This is a genomic window from Hydrocarboniphaga sp. (assembly GCF_965279055.1).
Lineage (GTDB): Bacteria > Pseudomonadota > Gammaproteobacteria > Nevskiales > Nevskiaceae > Hydrocarboniphaga.
Map to the genome: position 1 here is coordinate 1,869,065 of NZ_OZ257125.1, position 16,971 is coordinate 1,886,035.

19 protein-coding genes and 2 pseudogenes are annotated in these 16,971 nt (G+C 65.1%); 8 read left to right on the forward strand and 13 right to left on the reverse strand.

The annotated features are described in order from the left end of the window. Positions 1 to 92: 92 nt before the first annotated feature. Positions 93 to 1,301, reverse strand: coding sequence for a CehA/McbA family metallohydrolase (locus tag ACQZF9_RS08435; RefSeq protein WP_428312793.1), 1,209 nt, complete (start codon positions 1,299 to 1,301; stop codon positions 93 to 95). A 364-nt stretch (positions 1,302 to 1,665) separates the two neighbouring features. Here ACQZF9_RS08435 and ACQZF9_RS08440 point away from each other — a divergent pair, with 364 nt between their 5' ends. Beyond that, positions 1,666 to 1,983, forward strand: a complete 318-nt coding sequence (locus ACQZF9_RS08440) for a hypothetical protein (RefSeq protein ID WP_428312794.1) — start codon at positions 1,666 to 1,668, stop codon at positions 1,981 to 1,983. A gap of 78 nt (positions 1,984 to 2,061) precedes the next feature. Here the strand turns inward: ACQZF9_RS08440 and ACQZF9_RS08445 are convergent, their stop codons facing one another. Further along, entirely contained in the window at positions 2,062 to 2,943 is an 882-nt protein-coding gene (locus ACQZF9_RS08445) for a rhodanese-related sulfurtransferase (protein ID WP_428312795.1), read from the reverse strand. A gap of 112 nt (positions 2,944 to 3,055) precedes the next feature. Here ACQZF9_RS08445 and ACQZF9_RS08450 point away from each other — a divergent pair, with 112 nt between their 5' ends. Then, a complete protein-coding gene (locus ACQZF9_RS08450) occupies positions 3,056 to 3,850 on the forward strand; it encodes an esterase/lipase family protein (protein ID WP_428312796.1) in 795 nt (264 codons plus the stop codon). Positions 3,851 to 4,013: 163 nt separating this feature from the next. Here ACQZF9_RS08450 and ACQZF9_RS08455 read toward each other — a convergent pair whose 3' ends face one another. The 3 genes and pseudogenes from ACQZF9_RS08455 to ACQZF9_RS08465 all read right to left on the reverse strand — a co-directional run bounded on the left by ACQZF9_RS08455 (position 4,014) and on the right by ACQZF9_RS08465 (position 5,336). Next, positions 4,014 to 4,358, reverse strand: a complete 345-nt coding sequence (locus tag ACQZF9_RS08455; RefSeq protein ID WP_428312797.1) for a HopJ type III effector protein — start codon at positions 4,356 to 4,358, stop codon at positions 4,014 to 4,016. A 263-nt stretch (positions 4,359 to 4,621) separates the two neighbouring features. After that, positions 4,622 to 4,897, reverse strand: a pseudogene (locus ACQZF9_RS08460) (helix-turn-helix domain-containing protein); the annotation flags it as partial. A gap of 85 nt (positions 4,898 to 4,982) precedes the next feature. Beyond that, positions 4,983 to 5,336: a response regulator gene (locus ACQZF9_RS08465; protein ID WP_428312798.1), complete on the reverse strand. Its 354-nt coding sequence runs from the start codon at positions 5,334 to 5,336 to the stop codon at positions 4,983 to 4,985. A 236-nt stretch (positions 5,337 to 5,572) separates the two neighbouring features. On the opposite strand from ACQZF9_RS08465, the gene ACQZF9_RS08470 reads away from it, so the two are divergent. The 6 genes from ACQZF9_RS08470 (at position 5,573) to ACQZF9_RS08495 (ending at position 10,123) form a co-directional block, all read left to right on the forward strand. Next, positions 5,573 to 6,724 (forward strand): sensor histidine kinase, encoded by a 1,152-nt coding sequence (locus ACQZF9_RS08470; RefSeq protein ID WP_428312799.1) that lies wholly within the window; start codon positions 5,573 to 5,575, stop codon positions 6,722 to 6,724. Positions 6,725 to 6,734: 10 nt separating this feature from the next. Next, on the forward strand, positions 6,735 to 6,908 hold the full coding sequence (locus ACQZF9_RS08475; protein WP_428312800.1) for a DUF2256 domain-containing protein: 174 nt from the start codon (positions 6,735 to 6,737) through the stop codon (positions 6,906 to 6,908). Beyond that, complete coding sequence (locus tag ACQZF9_RS08480; RefSeq protein WP_428312801.1) at positions 6,895 to 8,433, forward strand: cryptochrome/photolyase family protein; 1,539 nt, start codon at positions 6,895 to 6,897, stop codon at positions 8,431 to 8,433. The genes ACQZF9_RS08475 and ACQZF9_RS08480 overlap by 14 nt, the downstream gene beginning before the upstream one ends. Before the next feature lie 187 nt (positions 8,434 to 8,620). Next, positions 8,621 to 9,031, forward strand: a complete 411-nt coding sequence (locus ACQZF9_RS08485; protein ID WP_428312802.1) for a DUF4398 domain-containing protein — start codon at positions 8,621 to 8,623, stop codon at positions 9,029 to 9,031. Positions 9,032 to 9,052: 21 nt separating this feature from the next. Beyond that, positions 9,053 to 9,865 (forward strand): OmpA family protein, encoded by an 813-nt coding sequence (locus tag ACQZF9_RS08490; protein ID WP_428312803.1) that lies wholly within the window; start codon positions 9,053 to 9,055, stop codon positions 9,863 to 9,865. 45 nt (positions 9,866 to 9,910) lie between these two features. Then, positions 9,911 to 10,123: a hypothetical protein gene (locus ACQZF9_RS08495; RefSeq protein ID WP_428312804.1), complete on the forward strand. Its 213-nt coding sequence runs from the start codon at positions 9,911 to 9,913 to the stop codon at positions 10,121 to 10,123. A gap of 16 nt (positions 10,124 to 10,139) precedes the next feature. On the opposite strand, the gene ACQZF9_RS08500 is transcribed toward ACQZF9_RS08495, so the two are convergent. The 8 genes and pseudogenes from ACQZF9_RS08500 to ACQZF9_RS08535 all read right to left on the reverse strand — a co-directional run bounded on the left by ACQZF9_RS08500 (position 10,140) and on the right by ACQZF9_RS08535 (position 16,966). Further along, positions 10,140 to 11,030 (reverse strand): LysR family transcriptional regulator, encoded by an 891-nt coding sequence (locus ACQZF9_RS08500; protein ID WP_428312805.1) that lies wholly within the window; start codon positions 11,028 to 11,030, stop codon positions 10,140 to 10,142. A 26-nt stretch (positions 11,031 to 11,056) separates the two neighbouring features. Beyond that, the gene (locus tag ACQZF9_RS08505) at positions 11,057 to 11,242 is read right to left on the reverse strand and encodes a hypothetical protein (RefSeq protein WP_428312806.1); all 186 of its coding nucleotides are present in this window, start codon (positions 11,240 to 11,242) and stop codon (positions 11,057 to 11,059) included. Beyond that, on the reverse strand, positions 11,214 to 13,292 hold the full coding sequence (locus ACQZF9_RS08510) for a pyridoxamine 5'-phosphate oxidase family protein (protein ID WP_428312807.1): 2,079 nt from the start codon (positions 13,290 to 13,292) through the stop codon (positions 11,214 to 11,216). Before ACQZF9_RS08510 ends, ACQZF9_RS08505 begins: the two co-directional genes overlap by 29 nt. Before the next feature lie 40 nt (positions 13,293 to 13,332). Beyond that, the gene (locus tag ACQZF9_RS08515; protein WP_428312808.1) at positions 13,333 to 13,950 is read right to left on the reverse strand and encodes a glutathione S-transferase family protein; all 618 of its coding nucleotides are present in this window, start codon (positions 13,948 to 13,950) and stop codon (positions 13,333 to 13,335) included. A 313-nt stretch (positions 13,951 to 14,263) separates the two neighbouring features. After that, positions 14,264 to 14,896 carry a methyltransferase family protein gene (locus ACQZF9_RS08520; RefSeq protein ID WP_428312809.1) on the reverse strand — a complete coding sequence of 211 codons (633 nt, stop codon included), beginning with the start codon at positions 14,894 to 14,896 and terminating at the stop codon, positions 14,264 to 14,266. A gap of 51 nt (positions 14,897 to 14,947) precedes the next feature. Further along, positions 14,948 to 15,232: pseudogene (locus ACQZF9_RS08525) on the reverse strand (winged helix-turn-helix domain-containing protein); the annotation flags it as partial. A gap of 7 nt (positions 15,233 to 15,239) precedes the next feature. Beyond that, positions 15,240 to 15,623: a c-type cytochrome gene (locus tag ACQZF9_RS08530; RefSeq protein WP_428312810.1), complete on the reverse strand. Its 384-nt coding sequence runs from the start codon at positions 15,621 to 15,623 to the stop codon at positions 15,240 to 15,242. Then, the gene (locus ACQZF9_RS08535; RefSeq protein WP_428312811.1) at positions 15,620 to 16,966 is read right to left on the reverse strand and encodes a cytochrome C; all 1,347 of its coding nucleotides are present in this window, start codon (positions 16,964 to 16,966) and stop codon (positions 15,620 to 15,622) included. The genes ACQZF9_RS08530 and ACQZF9_RS08535 overlap by 4 nt, the downstream gene beginning before the upstream one ends. Positions 16,967 to 16,971 lie beyond the last annotated feature (5 nt).

Here is a 16,971-nt window from a genome sequence, read left to right on the forward strand (position 1 = left end):
CGGTCGGTTGCAAGCTGAAATCAATAAGCCCGCTCGACGCTTCGCTCAGCGGGGCGCAGCGCAAGATCCAATCGCGATCGGCCGTCTGCAGGTCAGCGCGGACGGTTGAAGTTGAAATAGACCGGGTTGGATAGCGCGATCATGTTGGCGCTCAGCAAGGCGGATGCAGGTACCTCCGGGTATAGCGCCTGCTGCCCCTCGACCTGCACGCGGTAGTAGCTGCGTTCGCCGGTCGCGGGCGTGTCGGTGAAGCTAAGCGAGGGCGACGTCGGCAGCACCGTATAGGTGCCGAACGTGGCGCCGTTCTTGATCACGGTAACGGTGTAGGGCGCGACCGCCGCACCGACGCCAACCAGATCGACGCGAAAGGCGACGGCGCTCCCTGTCGGCGCGGTGTTGTCTCCCATCATCATGTCCATCGTGCCGTCCTGGTCGAGGTCGGCGTAGAGCTCCACGCGCGGCGCATTGGGATTGCTGCTGATGCTGACGCGGCCGTTGGTGAGTGCGGCGATCACGGCCTCCGAGGTGCGTGCGGTGGCATACACCCAGGTGGTCGGCGTGCCGACATTGTTGGCACCAGCCTGGATACTGTTCTGCCCGGGCGTGTCGCCGACTCCGGGATAACCATGGTGAGAGTCGCTGCCGCCACGCGCGGTGATGTTGCGGCCGGAGTTGAGCATGTCTTGCCAGATCAGCAGCGAGCCGGCGTTGCTGGACCAGATCGAGGAATTCCACACCTCCATCGAATCGACCATGTCATAACTGAAGCCGAAATGATCGGCACCGTTGGGATGGTTGGCTGAGAAATGCACGCCTTCCTCCTTGATGATCTTCGCCAGCGTCGTGTCCAGGCCGTCCCGTGCGTCGTATAGCCGCTGATGGTTGTAGGGTTTCGCCGAAAACGGATTAGCGTGGCCGCGGGCGGTGGTCAGCTCGGCACTGTAGAGCAGCAGCAACGAGTTGGAGCGGAACTCGGGATCGGTCCAGGTATTGTGCGCGACGTCGCCGTTGACGTGATTGTCGTGATCGCTGATGGCAAGGTAGTCCATGCCCACGCGTTCGCCGAGCGCGATGATCTTTGATTCCGGGTTGTTGCTGGAGTCGGTGCTGTGCCGTGAGTGGATGTGTAGGTCGCCCTTCATCCATAGTCCGCCCTTGAGGCTGGCCACCGGTGGCAGCGTCGGCGTTCCAGGTGAACCGGGGCTGGCAGACGCTTCGTTGTGGGCGCTCGGCGCGCTGGTGTCACAGGCGGCAAGGCAGAGGCAGATGACGAGCAAATAGCTGCAGCGGTTCAGGGACATTAAAGAGCATCCTGGCGGGCGTGAGCGCAGGCGAGGCAAGCGCAGCGGGCCGCGAAAGATGCCAGCGTGATGTTACGGGCAATTGAAATCAGGCACGGCGCGCGGATGGAACGCTCCGGAGCGCCGTCACTCCGTCTGAAGCGCGGCGAAGCGGTTTGATCGCGACAGCGGCAGCTCGGCAGTCTGTCGAATTGCAGCGGTCGATCTACACCGGTAAGCGCGCATCCGGATTCAGTCGCGGTCCGTAAAACAGGGTGCAGTGTGTAATCGCTGGTGATCGATGCAACGAAGCATCGGGGCGCAACGCAGCGCGGCCAGCGACCTATAACTCGTTCCAGGACGGAACCTACGAGGAGTTACCCCAATGAACCCCATCACGATTTTTGCGGCAACGGCCGGCCTTGCCGCCAGTTTGACCGGCGCTTCGGCCCTCGCGCAGACGCAGGCCCAGCCGACGCAGGCGCAGACACAGTACAGCCAGGCGCCGGCCGCGCAGCCTCAGACGACGACGGTCAACGGCCTGCAGCTCAAGCCGGATGGCGGCTCGGGCCCCGACAAGACCAAGTTCAACATCGTCAGCAGGAGCGAAGCCAAAAAGCAGCAGGGCGACATGCAGCGTAGCGGCGGCAACAGCATGACCAGCGACGGAACCGGCGGCGGCGAAAACTCCAGCGGCAACTAGCCTGCGGTCGGCGCCAAAGCCGCGTCGGGTAACCGGCGCGGCTTCTCTGTATGCGGCGGAATCGCCGGCAAGCCGCGCTCAGCCTGAAGTTGCCCGCTGTTCGCGTCGCATCAGCAGCATCGCGCGCCGTTCGGGCGTCAGCTGCGCAATGCAGTGCGGGCAATGGATGCCGGGATCGTAGTCTTCTGAACTCAGCTCATCGGGCAGCAGCGGTGCGCCGCAGGGTTCGCAGCGCCGCGTCTGTCCCGGCCTGAGTCCGTGGCCGACGGCGACGCGATCGTCGAAGACATAGCACTCGCCCTGCCACAGACTGTCGGCTTCCGGCACCTGCTCCAGGTATTTCAGGATGCCGCCGTGCAGGTGGTAGACCTGCTCGAAGCCCTGTTCGCGCAGATAGGCCGTGGCTTTCTCGCAGCGGATGCCGCCGGTGCAGAACATCGCGATCGGCCGCTGCTTCTGGTCGCGCAGTTCACGCGCCACATAGGCCGGGAATTCGCTGAAACTGTCGGTCTGCGGCGAGACCGCGTTGCGGAACGTGCCGACCTTGACCTCGTAGCGGTTGCGCGTATCGACCACCAGCACATCCGGGTTGCTCAGCAGCGTGTTCCACTGCTGCGGATCGACGTAGGTGCCCGCCAGCCTCGCGGGATCCACGCCGGGCACGCCCATCGTCACGATCTCCCGCTTGAGCTTGATCTTCAGTTTCGCGAACGGCAGCTGGTCGGCGAAGGATTCCTTGTGCTCCAGCGTCGCCAGGCGCGGGTCGGCGCGCAGCCAGGCCAGCACCGCATCGATGCCGTGGCGCTCGCCGGCGATGGTGCCGTTGATGCCTTCGGACGCCAGCAGCAGCGTGCCGCGCACACCGGCGTCCACGCAGACCGCGTGCAGCGGCTCGCGCAGCTCGGCGTAGTCGGGCAGGCGGGCGAAGTGATACAGCGCAGCGACAACGTAGGGCTTCATCGGGCGGGATGCGACCAGGGTTCCGGTATTGTAAATCGCCCACGCGCGGGCACCGCGGTCGCTTGCGCAGCGGGTTACCATTGCCGGCCGCGATCGACCGGATTTTCACGCAATGAGTTACCCGCCCGCTGCCGAACTCAAGCCTCCGCCGCGGCTCGCGATGTGGCGCGAGTCGCGCGTGGTGTTCGACCTCGCGCACATGCTGTCGGCGATGCTGACGCAGAAGCCGCAGCCGGGTGCTGCAAGATCGAACCGGCCCATCGTCATCCTGCCGGGCTTCGGCGCCAACGATGCGATCATGCTGCCGCTGCGGCGCTACCTGTCGTCGCGGGGTTATCAGGTCGAGGGCTGGGGCCTGGGTGTCAATCGCGCCGGTCTCGATCTGCCGCACACGCTGGCCGATATTTCCGCGGGCTGGGCGCTGTCTCCGTTGCGGCAGTACCGGCGCGAAGCCGGTGTGGCGCTGCTTTGTGACCGCATGGTGGAGCGCGCGGCACAGCGATCCAGGCAGCTCGGCGAGCCGCTGACCCTGATCGGCTGGAGCCTCGGCGGCACGATCGCCCGCGAAGTCGCGCGCGATCTGCCGGACGACATCGCCCAGGTGATCACGCTGGGTTCGCCGGTGATCGGCGGCCCCAAGTACACCGCGACGGCGCGGGCGCTGCGCGCAAAAGGCCTGGATCTGGACTGGATCGAGCAGCATGTCCGCCTTCGCGAAAGCCGGCCGATCCGGCAGCCGATCACCAGCATCGTCAGTCGCAGCGACGGCATCGTCGGCTGGGCGGCAGCGCAGGATCACTTCAGCCCGCGGCTGCGCCAGGTTGAGATCGCCGGCTCGCATCTGGGCATGGCCTTCAGTCCCGTCGTCTGGCGCGAAGTTCTCGCGGCGATAGAAAGCGGTCGGTGAGGCGCGGCCCGGTCGATATGCCGGGCAGCGTTCGCGATCAGACCGCGGGCGTGAAAGCTGCCTCGATATCCCGGGCGCTACCGTCGCCGGCGCTGCGTTCACTTGGTCGCAACTGGATCGCAGGCTCCGAGCAGGCCTGACAATGGCCGCGCCTGCAGCGCAATCAACGAGGCTTGAGCGCCTGGCCTTCGAAAGCGATGCCGTCCCAGCCGCTGCGCATGAAGTTGCGGATGTTCGCGTGGTCGTCGCCGTGCGGGTGCCGCAGCACGTCTTCGCGGTAGTAGCGGCCGAAGCAGGCGAGCGTTTCCTCGGCGCTCAGTTGCTGCAGCCTGGCGAACGCGAAGATCTTGCAGGAGCCGGCGTTTTGTCCGGCGGCGCTTTCGACCTGGCCATTGCGAAACGCCGTCGGCGTGTAGTCGTAGTGGCTTTCGATCGCGGCGATGCTGTCGGCGAATTCGACGAGCTCAGGGGTTTCGCGCAATCGTTGCAGGAACAGGCTCAGAGACATGTCGGTGGGGATTCGATCGGAGTGTGCAGTCGGCATCGCGGCGTCAATGCGTGGTGTTGTCGTGGGTGTGTTTGCCTCTATGCCGCTATCGTTCCGAACTTTCAAGTGCAGCGCGAGCTTTTGCCCTCTCCCTCCGGGAGAGGGTGTCGCGGCAGCGACGGGTGAGGGCGTTGGGAGAATGAGCCCTCATCCGGCCCGTCAGGCCACCTTCTCCCGGAGGGAGAAGGCAAAGACCTGCCGCATTGCGACGCGCCGCGCCTGGGCTATTCCACTCCTTCGTCCCGCAAGCTGGCGTCGACGGCCTCGCCGCGCAGTCGCGCGGCATCGCGTGCCGGCGGCAGGCCGAACAGCCGGGCGTAGTCGCGGCTGAACTGGGACGCGCTTTCATAGCCGACGCTATGCGCGCTGAGTTGAGTGTTGCCACGTTCCAGCAGGAATCGCCGCGCCAGCCGCAGCCTTAGCGTCTTCTGGTACTGCAGCGGGCTCATCGTCGTCGCGGCTTTGAAATGCCGATGGAACGAGGCGCGGCTCATGCCGGCCTACGGCCGCTCCAAGACCGCCAACGAGCGGTTCTGAGTTCTGCCGCGCCGGGCCGATAGACGGCGCGGCGCGACTTCGACCGGCTCAATGCGGCAGGCAGTCGACTTGTTCCAGCACCCGAATCAGCGAGTCCGAGTCGAAGGGCTTGTGCAGCAAGGCATCGGCCCCGCCGGCCAGCGGCGGCAGGCTGTCGTGCGCGGCGGTCATGATCACCACCGGGATATCGGCCAGATCGTCGTCCCTGCGCATCGCCTGCAGCAGCTCGACGCCGTTCATCTCCGGCATCCAGTAGTCGGTGAGGACGACATGGCATCGGGTGCCGGCGAGTACCGCGAGCGCCTCCACGCCGTTTTCCGCCGTTTCGACCTGGAACCCGTGAATGCCCAGCGCGATGCGCAGCATCTCCCGCGTGCTCTCGTGATCGTCGACGACCAGCACCGTGCACGGTTCCGCTGGTGAAGCTCTCGCGCCCTTCATGTTGATTCGACCTACCGGCACAGGGTGATCAGGCAAGCTAGGCGAAAACATATGAACGCCCGCGTCCGGGCCATGCGGGCCGGCGCCGCCACGGTGTGGCAGGCGGTTCTGGGGCGCGGCAGCGGACGGCCTGGGCGGGCGTGTATGATCGGCCCACCGTCTTGTCGCGCCGTGGATTGCATCCGTTCCGGCATGGAGTGAACGTCATCAAGGATCTGACGCTTTTGGCCGGTTTGCTCGCCGACAGCAGCGAAACCGTGATGCGGCGTTGGCGTGCGCAGATACGCGAGTTGCCCTCGGCCCGGCACCTCGACGTGCCGACCCTGAACGACCACATCCCCGGTCTGCTGGTCGAGCTGGAAGCGGCCTTGCTGGCCGGGCGCGACGACAGCATTCCCGAGATGCTGCGTAACTCCAGCTCGACGTCGCATGGCCTGCAGCGCGTGCAGGATGCTTTCGATATCGGCGAGGTCGTCGCCGAATACAACATCCTTCGCGGCTGCATTCACGACCTCGCCGACGAAAGCGGCATCCAGCTGCAGGGGCGGCCGTTCCACATCGTCAACCGCGTGTTCGACCATGCGATCGGCCTGGCGCTGCAGACCTACGCCACCCAGCGCGCGCTGGATGTGCGCCAGCGGCGTGAAGAATATCTGGCCTTCGTCGCGCACGACCTGCGCACGCCGTTGAATGCGATCGCACTCGTCGGCCGGGTACTGGAGAAGACGGTCGCCGACGGCGATGCCAGCGGCAAGACCGCGCAGATGCTCAAAGCCCTGCGCCGCAACGTCGACCAGCTCGAAAAGCTGGTCGGCAAGGTGCTCGAGGAGAACACCAATCTGCAGACCGAGGTCGGCGTGCGCCTGGAGCGGCGCGAGTTCGACCTGTGGCCTTTCGTCGAGGCGCTGGTTCACGATCTGCATCCGGTCGCCGGCACCGGCAGCACCCAGCTGATCAATCGCGTGCCGGAGGATCTGGTGGTTTACGCCGATGCCGACTTTCTGAAGCGGATCTTCCAGAACCTGATCTCCAACGCGATCCGCTACACGCCGCGCGGCGAAATCTCGATCGAGGCCTCGACCGGCGAAGACGGAACCGTCGAATGCATCGTCGTCGACACCGGCGCCGGCATTGCCGCCGACATGATCGGCAAGGTGTTCGAAAAGGGCGAAACCGATGCGCTGGATACCGGCGGAATGGGCCTGGGACTGACCATCGTCAAGACCTTTGCCGAGGCCCATGGCGGAACCGTGGCAGCCGAGAGCGAAGAAGGACGCGGCGCCATCTTCCGCTTCACCTTGCCGAGCCGCGATGCCGCCGCTCGGGCTGCTGCAAGCACCGCGGTGTGATCCGCGGGCTGTGAGGCATCGCAAGCCGCATCTCCCCGAAAAGCCCTGCGCCGTCTGCGGCCGGTCTTTCGCATGGCGAAAAAAGTGGGAGAAGGTCTGGGACCAGGTGCGCTATTGCTCCGACGCCTGTCGCGCCCGACGCGGCACGGCGAAACCACCGGACGGCGCAAATGACGGTCCGTAACCTGGTCGTCGTGCTCGGCGACCAGCTCGACCTGGACTCGGCCGCGTTCGACGGTTTCGAGCCGGGCAGGGACCGGGTCTGGATGTGCGAGGCGCCGGCCGAGTCCCGCTACGTATGGACGCACCAGGCGCGTATCGCGATCTTCCTCGCGGCGATGCGCCACTTTCGCGTTGCGCTCGAAGCGCGCGGCTGGCGCGTCGACTACCAGGCCAGCGGCGCGCATCCGCACACGACGCTGGCCGAGGCGCTGAGCGCGGCGGTCGCCGCGCTGCAGCCGCAGCAACTGGTCTGGGTCGAAGCCGGTGAATGGCGGCTGGCGCGCGATCTGGAGCAGGTGGCCGCGTCTGTCGGGCTGCCGTTCGATGTCCGCGCCGATCGCCATTTCCTGTGCTCCCGCGACGACTTCGACAGCTGGATGCGCGGCCGGACGCATCCACGCCTAGAACACTTCTACCGCTGGATGCGCGGCCGCAGCGGCCTGCTGATCAGCGCCGATGGCCAGCCTGAAGGCGGCCAGTGGAATTACGACTCGGACAATCGCCGGTCCTTCGGCGCCCAGGGCCCTGGCTTCGTGCCGCAGACGCGCCGCTTCGAGCCCGACGCGATCACGCGCGACGTGCTGGCGCTGGTCGAGGCGCAGTACCCGGATCATCCTGGCTCGCTTGCCGGCTTCGACTGGCCCTTGACGCGCGAGCAGGCACGCGTCGCGCTCGCGGATTTCGTCGAACATCGGCTCGCCGACTTCGGCCCGTACCAGGATGCGATGTGGGATCGCGAGCCCTTGCTCTGGCATAGCCGCCTGTCGGCGGCGATGAACCTCAAGCTGTTGTCGCCGCGCGAAGTCATCGACGCGGCCGTCGCCGCATTGCACGCCAGGCAGGCGCCGCTGGCGAGCGTCGAAGGCTTCGTGCGGCAGATCGTCGGCTGGCGCGAGTACGTGCGCGGCCTGTACTGGCATCACATGCCGCAATACCTCGACGACAACGCGCTCGGCGCGCACGAGCCGCTGCCGCCGTTCTACTGGAACGGCAAGACCGAGATGCGCTGCCTGCGCATCACCATCGAAGACACGCTCGCCAACGGCTACGCGCACCACATCCAGCGGCTGATGATCACCGGCCTGTTCGCCCTGCTGCTCGGCGTCGACCCGCGCCAGGTCCACGAGTGGTATCTGGCGGTTTATGTCGATGCGGTCGAATGGGTGGAGCTGCCGAACAGCATCGGCATGAGCCAGCACGCCGACGGCGGCCTGATGGGCTCCAAGCCCTACATCGCCAGCGGCAAGTACATAGCGAAAATGAGCAACTACTGCAGCGGCTGCCGCTACGATCCGGCACTGAGCACCGGCCCGAAAGCCTGCCCGTTCACCACCTTGTACTGGGATTTCCTCGCGCGCCATCGTCAACGCTTCGCCGCGCATCCACGGCTGGTGATGCAGGTGCGCAACCTCGACCGGATGCAGCCCGAGGCCGTCTCCGCGATTCGTGCCGAAGCCGAGCTGTTGAGACAGCGGCTGCGTGCATGACCGGGACGCTCCGCGTCCGGCAATGCGTCTGAGGCGAAAGTCCATTCAGCGGCCGTACCCGCGATGCGCCTAGATTGAACTCGTAACCAGATCGACCTTTCGCATCTGGCGCGCGGCTCGTCAAGCACTACAAAAGCTCCGACCCTGATCTCAGGCCAGGCGCCGTGCCGCCATTTTCGAGAATCAAATGACCCACTTCCATCGTCACACCGGGCCTCGCGGCCGGTCTGCGTGCGCGCCGCGTTTGCTGCTGGCGCTGGCCTTGTCGTCGTCACTGCTCGGCGCCTGCGCCAGCGTGCCCAAACCCACCGAAAGAATGGCGGTGGCCAGCGCCGCAGTCGAGCAGGCCAGCACGACCAGCATCAGCGAAGCCGCGCCCAAGGAGCTGCAACTGGCCAAGGACAAGCTCGCCGCCGCGCAGGCGGCAATGAAGGCCGAGGACTATGCGCTCGCCGGCAGGCTCGCCGACGAAGCCAAGATCGACGCCGATGTCGCCGTAACGCGCGCGCAGTCGGCGACCGCCGCCAAGGCCGCCAGGGACTCGCAGGACGCGGCACGCGTGCTCAGCGAAGAACTCAGCCGCAAGACGTCCAACTGATACGCGACACCGGAGATCATCATGAAAAACTACAAGACGCTGGCCCTCACCTCGTTGGCGCTGGCCGTTGCCGCCTGCAGTTCGGCGCCGCCGCGCAACATCGGCCTGGACCAGGCACACCAGCACTATCAGGCCGCGCAGGCCAACCCGCAGGTGCTCAAGCTGGCGCCGCAGGAACTGCAGCAGGCCGGCGATGCGCTGGGCGCTGCCGACAAGGCGCTGAAGGATGAAGCCAAGACCTCCGAAGTCGATCATCTTGCCTACGTCGCCAACCAGAAAATCACCGTCGCGATGGATACCGCATCCGCTCGCGCCGCGCAGCAGGTCAGCGACGGCGCCGCCGCCGAACGCGACAAGCTGCGTCTCGACGCACGTACCGTGGAAGCCGATCAGGCCAAGCAGCAGACGGAAGCCACGCGGCTGCAACTCGCCGCACTCGAAGAGCAGTACAAGCTGCTCAACGCCAAGAAAACCGAGCGCGGCATGATGGTCACGCTCGGCGACGTGCTGTTCGACACCGGCAAGGCCGATCTGCTCCCGGGCAGCGCCAGCAACATGGCCAAGCTCGCCGAGTTCTTCAAAAAGAATCCGCAGCAGACCGCGTCCATCGACGGCTACACCGACAACGTCGGCTCCGACAGTTACAACGCCGCGCTGTCGCAGCGGCGTGCCGAGTCGGTGATGTCGGCGCTGGTCAGACTCGGCGTCAGCGCATCCAACCTGACGGTGAAGGGCTACGGCGAAGCCTCGCCGACGGCCGACAACGCCTCGGCTGCGGGCAGGCAGATGAACCGTCGCGTCGAAATCGTGTTCGCCGAGCCGCCCACGGCCTGAGTCTGTCGCAACGCCCTGTTGCCGGGACACCATCTGGAGTCGACGATGCAAGAGACCAAGCGCACACAGTCGGAACTATCCGACAGAGAAAGCGGCACTGCGTTCGAGTACGGAGCGACGCGCTATCCGCACTCGCGCATCGATTCGGGAACCCTGCTGAAGAATCCCGTGGCGGCCTCCGAGGAGAACCGCCGCGTTGCCCGGACCAAAGGCAAGGCGCTGAAGCGCGAACCCGAGAAGCCTGCGGATTCGGCCTAGCGCGGCTGCGAGCGGCTCAGTTGAGGATGCGATTTCCGCGCAGGCGCGCAACCGCCAGGTCCACGAACGCGCGGACCTTGGCCGAGGTATGGCGTCCGTCGGGATACAGCACGTGGACCGGCAGGGCCGGCTCCTCGTAGTCGGCGAGGACGATCTGCAGCTTGCGTTCGAGCAGCGCGGGGCCGACCTGATAGTGCAGCACGCGTGTCAGCCCCCAGCCGGAGATCGCCGCGCCGATCGCCGCCTCGTTGGTGTTGCACAGCAGGCTGGGGTGGAGGGTGATGCGTTGGTCCTGGCCAAAACGCCATTCGGGCGAGGCCCAGGCACTGGTCGACGCGGCGATGCGATGCGTCTTCAGATCGATAGGCGAGGTCGGCACGCCGTGGCGCTCGAAGTAGGCCGGCGAGCCGCAGACGACGCGGCGTACCGAGCCGACCGGTATCGCGGTGAAGCCCGAATCGGGCAGGTGGCCGATGCGGATCGCCACGTCGATGCCGTCCTCGATCATGTTGACGGCGCGGTCGACGAAGAAGGTTCTCGCGGTCATCGCCTGATAGGTATCCAGATACTCCATCACGATCGGCAGCGCGTGCATCGGGCCGAACAGCGCGGGTGCGGTCACCGCCAGGGTCCCCGTCGGCGTGCCGTAGGTGCCGGCTGCGACGGCCTCCGCATCGACGATGTCCGCCAGGATGCGCCGGCAGTCGTCGAAGTAACGGCGGCCGGCGTCGGTGAGCTTCACCGAGCGCGTGGTGCGGACGAACAGCCGTGCGCCGATCATCTGCTCCAGCGCGGCTATGGCGCGGGTCACCGCCGGCGCGCTCATGTGCAGCTGGCGCGCCGCATCGGCAAAGCCTTCGGTCTCTGCGACCTTGACGAAGATGCGCATCGCCTGCCATCGATCCATCGTCTACTGCTCCCCGTGTGCGCCCGCTACCAGAACATTCCGGCCAAGGTCTGCGGCTGGATGGATGGATCTTTTTCCAGCATGCAACGATATCGGTCCGGCAGCGGCTTTTCACGATGCGGCGGCGCGATGCCGGCCAGCGCCGGGCCGAGCGCCGCGGCGGCCGGTGGCCGATGCCGCCGCTCAAAGCGAAAGCTGGATGCGATTTTCATCGTCTTCTCCCGGTTCGGCGGGCACCGCGCAGCAGATCAGGACTTCGTCGTCGGCGCGCGCCGCCGTCGGCTCTTTCAGATAAGTGACCGAGCCTGCGAGCAGGCGGGTGCGACAGCTGCCGCAGGTGCCGGCCCGGCAACTGAACTCCGGCGCGAGTCCACGCGCTTCGGCCAGATCGAGCAGGCTGCCGGAGCCCGGCGTCCAGCGCGCCTCTTTCGCCGAGTCGGTGAAGATCACCGTGACCGGTGCAAGGGATGCGGGCGTGCGCGGCGTCGCCTGTGCCGTGGACGCCAGCCTCCGCACCAGCGACGAAGGGCCGAAAGCTTCCGCGTGGATGCGCTCGTCCATCACGCCCGCATCACGCAGGCCGTCGTACAGCGCCTGCGTGAATGGCGCCGGGCCGCAGACATAGAAATCGTGATCGTCGGCTAGCTCGATGTAGCGGCTCAGCAGCGCGATGTCGATGCGGCCCTGCTCGTCGTAGTCGACGCCCGCGCTGGCACCCTCGGCGCTGCCGAGTACCCGCACGACTTCAATGGCGCCGTCGGCGATGCGCACCAGCTCCGCCAGCTCGGCGTCGAACGGGCGCTCTGCCTTGTTGCGAGCCGCATGGAACAGCATCGTCGGACGGATGCCGCGCGTGCGCAGGCCCTCGTAGACGAGGTGACGCAGCATCGCCAGCAGCGGCGTGATGCCGACGCCGCCGGCTAGCAGCACCGCCGGGCGTGACTGATGGGCGTCGATCCTGAAGTCGCCGCGCGGTGCGCGGGCTTCGATGCGATCGCCGACACGGACGCGATCGTGCAGATACTGCGACGCCACGCCGTCGCGCTTGACGCTGATCCGGTACAGCCCGTCGGACGGCGCGACCGACAGGCTGTAGTGGCGCAGCAGCGGCGGTTCAGCTTCGGCCAGGCGCAGCCGAACCGGCAGGTGCTGGCCGGCCTGATGCGGCAACAGCCCGGCGCCATCGTCGGCTTGCAGATGGAAGGAGCGGATCGAGCGGCTCTCGTCGACGATCCGGGTCAGCTTGAACGGCCGCCATTGCTGCGCGAGTTCGCTGGCGCGGAGCCGGTCCGCGGTCTGCTGCCAGTCGCCGGTCATCAGGGAGTTGGGCGACCAGCCGTCGCGCTGAAACGTCCAGCGCAAGGCCAGTGCGCCGGGCCGGCGCACGACGCGCGAAGCGCGGAAGGTCCATAGCCTTTCGGCTCCCTGGAATGCGGCGATTTCCGGCGATTCCAATATCACATGGGCCTCACCGCTGAGCTGCAACAGATCGCCGCTGCTGAAGTCGACGAACACCAGCCCGGCCTTGCCGTTGAGCAGGATGTTGCCGAGCGTCGAGAAAAACAGGTTGCCCGCGAAGTCCGGAATGGTCAGCGTCCCGTCTTCGGCCACGCGCACGAAGCCGGGCTTGCCGCCGCGATGCGACACATCGACCTGACGGCGGTCTTCGCGCTCGGCATAGGAGGCGACGAAGAAGGTGTCGGCCGCCTCGATCATGCGGCGCGCCTGCGGGTCGAGTTCCTTGCCCGCATGAACCTCGCCCGCAACCGGCATCGCAGGATCGCGAACGAAGGCCTGGTCGCGCAGCTGGATGTATTGCGGGCAGTTGCCGAAACTCTGATCAACCTCGAAGCCAAGGCCGTCGTCGCTCACGCGGCGCAGCACGCCATTGACGCGATTGCGCCGCCGCGTATGCAACTCGATGCCGAGCATGCCGACGGCTTCGCCGGCGCGCATGCCGTCGCTGGCCGGATCATGCGGATCGCGATGCACGCGCAGCTCCAGGCTCGTCGGTGTCGGCGAGGCGATGAAGCCGGGCCGGCCTTCGAGCAGCGTCGCCCAGGCCTGGCCTTGAGGATCGACGCTGCCGAGCACGATGAACGGCAGCTGGGCGAAGAATTCGCGATGCTGGTCGAGCATGAAATCGCGAACGACGCGCTGGCCGACCGACTCCATGCGCTCGGCGACGCCGACTTGTTGCTGGATCGCCTTCTCGCCGGCGTGCCATACCGGCAGTTTTCTGTTCGCTTGTGCGTCGCTCATTTCGTTACTCCGTCGACATCGATCGCCTGCGATCACGCCATCACGAGGCGGCCGACAGGCCGGCCGGCGTCTGCACGAAAGCAACGAAGCCGGGCAGCGCCTCGATCCGGCGAAGCAGGGCATTGACGCGGGCATAGCCGGCCAGGTCGACATTGCCTTCCGGTGCGCGCGCCAGGTAGCTGTAGACCGCGACGTCGGCGATGGTCGGGCGATCACCCACCAGCCAGTCGCGACCGGCCAGATGCAGTTCGAGTTTGGCGAGAATCGCGTGGGCGCGGGAGATCACCTCGTCCGCATTGAATTTGGCGCCGAACACGGTGACCAGCCGCGCCGCGGCAGGGCCGTAGGCGATCTCGCCGGCGGCCACCGACAGCCAGCGCTGAACCGCGGCGGCGCCGGCCGCGTCCTCGGGCAGCCAGTCGCTGCGGCCGTATTTCTTGGCGAGATAGACCAGGATCGCGTTGGAGTCGGTGACGACGGTGCCGTCGTCATCGAGCACCGGCACCTGTCCGAAAGGATTGAGCGCCAGAAACGCCGGCTGCTTGTGGGCGCCGGACTTCAGATCGACTTCGATCGCCTCGTGCGGCAGATCCAGCAACGACACGAACAGCAGCGCACGATGCGAGTGTCCTGACAGCGGGTGATGATAGAGCTTCATGGGATGGATCCTGATCGAGTGGACCGGGGCCATCCCCGATCCGCCGATGCAGCTTGAGCCATCGATGCCCGGCGCGGAATCACCGACCTTGGCACTTCAATATTGCGTCAGGCGGAATAATGCGGTGGTCGCAGCTGGGCTCGCGCTGGAGTCCCCACAGTCAGCTGCGCAAGGCAGCTGTTGATAAAGGGCAATCCCCGATCGCATCCGCAGTGACAATGCCGACGGATCAATCGCCGCAGACGACGACGCGCCTACCGGCAGATGGCCTTCGACCCGTTCCAGCGCCGCCGCCGATAAGGCGACGGGCGGCTCAAGGCAGTCGCAGATACACCGGCAACAAGCCGGACTGTTGCAGCCATTCGACCGCTTCGAAAAGCGGAACCGTCAGCATGAACAGCGTGGCGTCACGTAGCGTGTTGAAGACCAGCTTCGGACGCACGACGATTTCATCGACGCTTTTCCAAAGCTGCCAGCGCGGGAGCCAGCGTGGGGTGACGGCGCAGTAGGCGGCGAACTGCATTGGAAAACTCAGATCCAGAAAACGCTCTTCCTTACGAATCAGCCTATCGAACGCCAGAAAGTAGAGGCAGCCGAAAAAGCCGCCCACGACCATGGAGCCGAACATCAGGCCGGCACCGACGGTGCCCAGCAGCGAGAAAAAGTACAGCGGGTTGCGCGACACAGAATACGGCCCGATGGTCACCAGTTCGGCACTCTTGCGGCCGCCGATGTACAGCGTGCACATCGCACGGCCGAGCACGCAGACCAGAATCAGCAGCAAACCGAAGCTCTCGATGCCCTCATGCCACATACCGCCGCCGCGCCAGGTGGATGCGGTCACCAGGATCAAGGGCAGAAGCGGCAAAGCCGCCATCCGCAGCAATAGCCGTCGTTGCTTCTGTACTGAACCCAAGCGTGTCGCGCCATCAAGGGAATGGCTCATCGTTCGCCTCTGTAATTGAAACAAAAAAATCAAGTGAAGCGGGGTAGCTCATTACTTCTTGGCGGCCCCCAGCCGATAGCCGATGCCGCGCACGGTGTTGATCAACGGCATGTCATCGTGATGATCCACCTTCGCGCGCAAGCGCGAGATGTGGACTTCGATGATGTTGGTCTGCGGATCGAAGAAATACTCCCAGACATGCTCGAAGACCACGCGCCGGGTCACCACATTGCCGGCATTGCGCAACAGATACTCGAGCAGCCGGAACTCACGATCCTGCAGATCGATGCGGCTTGCACCACGCTTGGCAGTGCGCTCCAACAGATTCAGTTCCAGCACGCATTCAGTCCTTTTTACGGCTCTCTAGAAATTCGATCAGATCCGAGCGCTCTTTCGCATCGTCCAGGCCGTCGAATTTCATCTTGCCGCCTGGGACCAGGCCTTTTGGATGCTTGATGTACGCATCGAGCGTGGTTTTTGTCCAGGTGATACCTGATGCTTTGAGCGCGTCCGAATAGTCGAAGTCCGCCAATTGCGCGGCGGGCCGGCCCGAGATACCAAACAGCCCCGGACCTTTCTTGTTGCGAAGCGGATTCGCGACGCTGTGGCATTCGGCACAGTTGGAGTCGAAGGAGTCAGCGCCGTTCCCGGCATCGGCGAACGTTGCCGGGGCGTATGCCCCGAGCAACATCGCCATGATCAAAATAACGCCGAACGGCCGTTTCATATTGCGAGCCAAATCCAGGCGAACAGCGTGTCGTTGTCGGAAGCACTACGTCCGTTGCCGTCGTAGTCAGACGACCTTCCGTTGAACTTGCTGTAGGTGGTGTATTGCAGCGCCAGGCGCAGATTCGCCCAGGGCGCCATCCACGAGCCTTCCTTGCCGAATGGAGTCCAGTCGAGCTGGTAGATCATGCCGGTCGTGCTGGGTGACCCGGAGGCGCTGTCCTCGCCATACAGCGTTGCGTCGGTATTGCCACGGGTGCCGAACGCGCCGATCGTGGCGCCGTAGGTATTGAGGTAGTAGTACGAGCCGTTGAGGTTGTATTCCGACACATGCCCCTTTGCCGAGTCCGCACCACCGGCGTCGAAGGTCCCGTTCAGCGTTCGGCTTTCGTGCGTGTATCGGGCATTGGCGGTGAAGGTGTGCTTGCGCGTACCCAGATACTGGTAGCTGCCGTCGACGCCGAAGTCCTGATACTTGTCCTCGGCCGGGTTGGCCGGATCGGGCTGCAGCTTGGTGTCGAGCCCGAAAAATCCGAGCGATGCATATTGGTGGTTGAAGGAGTGATTTACCGCCACCCGGAAATACGGCGATAGTCCATTGATGGCGATCTGGTCGTCGACCTCTACGCCCATATCGTCGCGGAATTTGCTGCCTAGCTTGTGATAGGCGCCGGCCTCTGCATATATCCAGTCGTTCCACTGAGTGTAGGCCGTCAGTCCGAGTACCTGCTGCGAAATGCCATCGCTCAGGATGGGTGTCCCGGTATATCCGGGCGTTAAATCCGAACTGGTGTAGGGGAAATTCCAGACCATGAGCGTATTGAACGGGTCCGACACCGTCGGATTGTTGTTCAAGGAAACGCCGATGATGGTGTCCTTGCCGCTGATGTCGATCGTCCTGGCATAGCGCACGTCGACCTGATCCCAGGAGCTGTGGCGATCCACATCGGAATAGGTCCATTGCATGAAGGTTCCTAGGCCTTCCGCGACACGGCCTGCGACGAATACCGACGCCTCCTGCAGGTTCTTGTTGTCGTTGCTGGAGAATCCCGGTGCCGCACCGCCTTCCTGGCCTTTGGCGGTATTGGTATAGCCGGCAATGGCCTGGGCCGACAAAGGCACGTACCACGACGGTGACTTGCCATCGGCATAGCCTTCCATTTTGAATTTGGCGCCATGCGGGGTCAGTTGTGGACCGATGCTGCCGACATGGCAGGCCGCGCATTCCTCGCCGGTCTGGCGGGCATAGCTGGGCAGAGCGTTGGCGGGTGACGAAAACAGCGCCATCAGGTTGAAAGCCAACAACCCCAGGAGTGCAATCTTGTGCGGATAATTCTTGAACATGGACA

Bases quoted from the DNA above. Each gene is read 5' to 3' on its own strand.
- ACQZF9_RS08435 (WP_428312793.1), bottom strand. From the start codon at position 1,301: ATGTCCCTGAACCGCTGCAGCTATTTGCTCGTCATCTGCCTCTGCCTT.
- ACQZF9_RS08440 (WP_428312794.1), top strand. From the start codon at position 1,666: ATGAACCCCATCACGATTTTTGCGGCAACGGCCGGCCTTGCCGCCAGT.
- ACQZF9_RS08445 (WP_428312795.1), bottom strand. From the start codon at position 2,943: ATGAAGCCCTACGTTGTCGCTGCGCTGTATCACTTCGCCCGCCTGCCC.
- ACQZF9_RS08450 (WP_428312796.1), top strand. From the start codon at position 3,056: ATGAGTTACCCGCCCGCTGCCGAACTCAAGCCTCCGCCGCGGCTCGCG.
- ACQZF9_RS08455 (WP_428312797.1), bottom strand. From the start codon at position 4,358: ATGTCTCTGAGCCTGTTCCTGCAACGATTGCGCGAAACCCCTGAGCTC.
- ACQZF9_RS08480 (WP_428312801.1), top strand. From the start codon at position 6,895: ATGACGGTCCGTAACCTGGTCGTCGTGCTCGGCGACCAGCTCGACCTG.
- ACQZF9_RS08485 (WP_428312802.1), top strand. From the start codon at position 8,621: ATGACCCACTTCCATCGTCACACCGGGCCTCGCGGCCGGTCTGCGTGC.
- ACQZF9_RS08490 (WP_428312803.1), top strand. From the start codon at position 9,053: ATGAAAAACTACAAGACGCTGGCCCTCACCTCGTTGGCGCTGGCCGTT.
- ACQZF9_RS08495 (WP_428312804.1), top strand. From the start codon at position 9,911: ATGCAAGAGACCAAGCGCACACAGTCGGAACTATCCGACAGAGAAAGC.
- ACQZF9_RS08500 (WP_428312805.1), bottom strand. From the start codon at position 11,030: ATGGATCGATGGCAGGCGATGCGCATCTTCGTCAAGGTCGCAGAGACC.
- ACQZF9_RS08505 (WP_428312806.1), bottom strand. From the start codon at position 11,242: ATGAAAATCGCATCCAGCTTTCGCTTTGAGCGGCGGCATCGGCCACCG.
- ACQZF9_RS08510 (WP_428312807.1), bottom strand. From the start codon at position 13,292: ATGAGCGACGCACAAGCGAACAGAAAACTGCCGGTATGGCACGCCGGC.
- ACQZF9_RS08515 (WP_428312808.1), bottom strand. From the start codon at position 13,950: ATGAAGCTCTATCATCACCCGCTGTCAGGACACTCGCATCGTGCGCTG.
- ACQZF9_RS08520 (WP_428312809.1), bottom strand. From the start codon at position 14,896: ATGAGCCATTCCCTTGATGGCGCGACACGCTTGGGTTCAGTACAGAAG.
- ACQZF9_RS08530 (WP_428312810.1), bottom strand. From the start codon at position 15,623: ATGAAACGGCCGTTCGGCGTTATTTTGATCATGGCGATGTTGCTCGGG.
- ACQZF9_RS08535 (WP_428312811.1), bottom strand. From the start codon at position 16,966: ATGTTCAAGAATTATCCGCACAAGATTGCACTCCTGGGGTTGTTGGCT.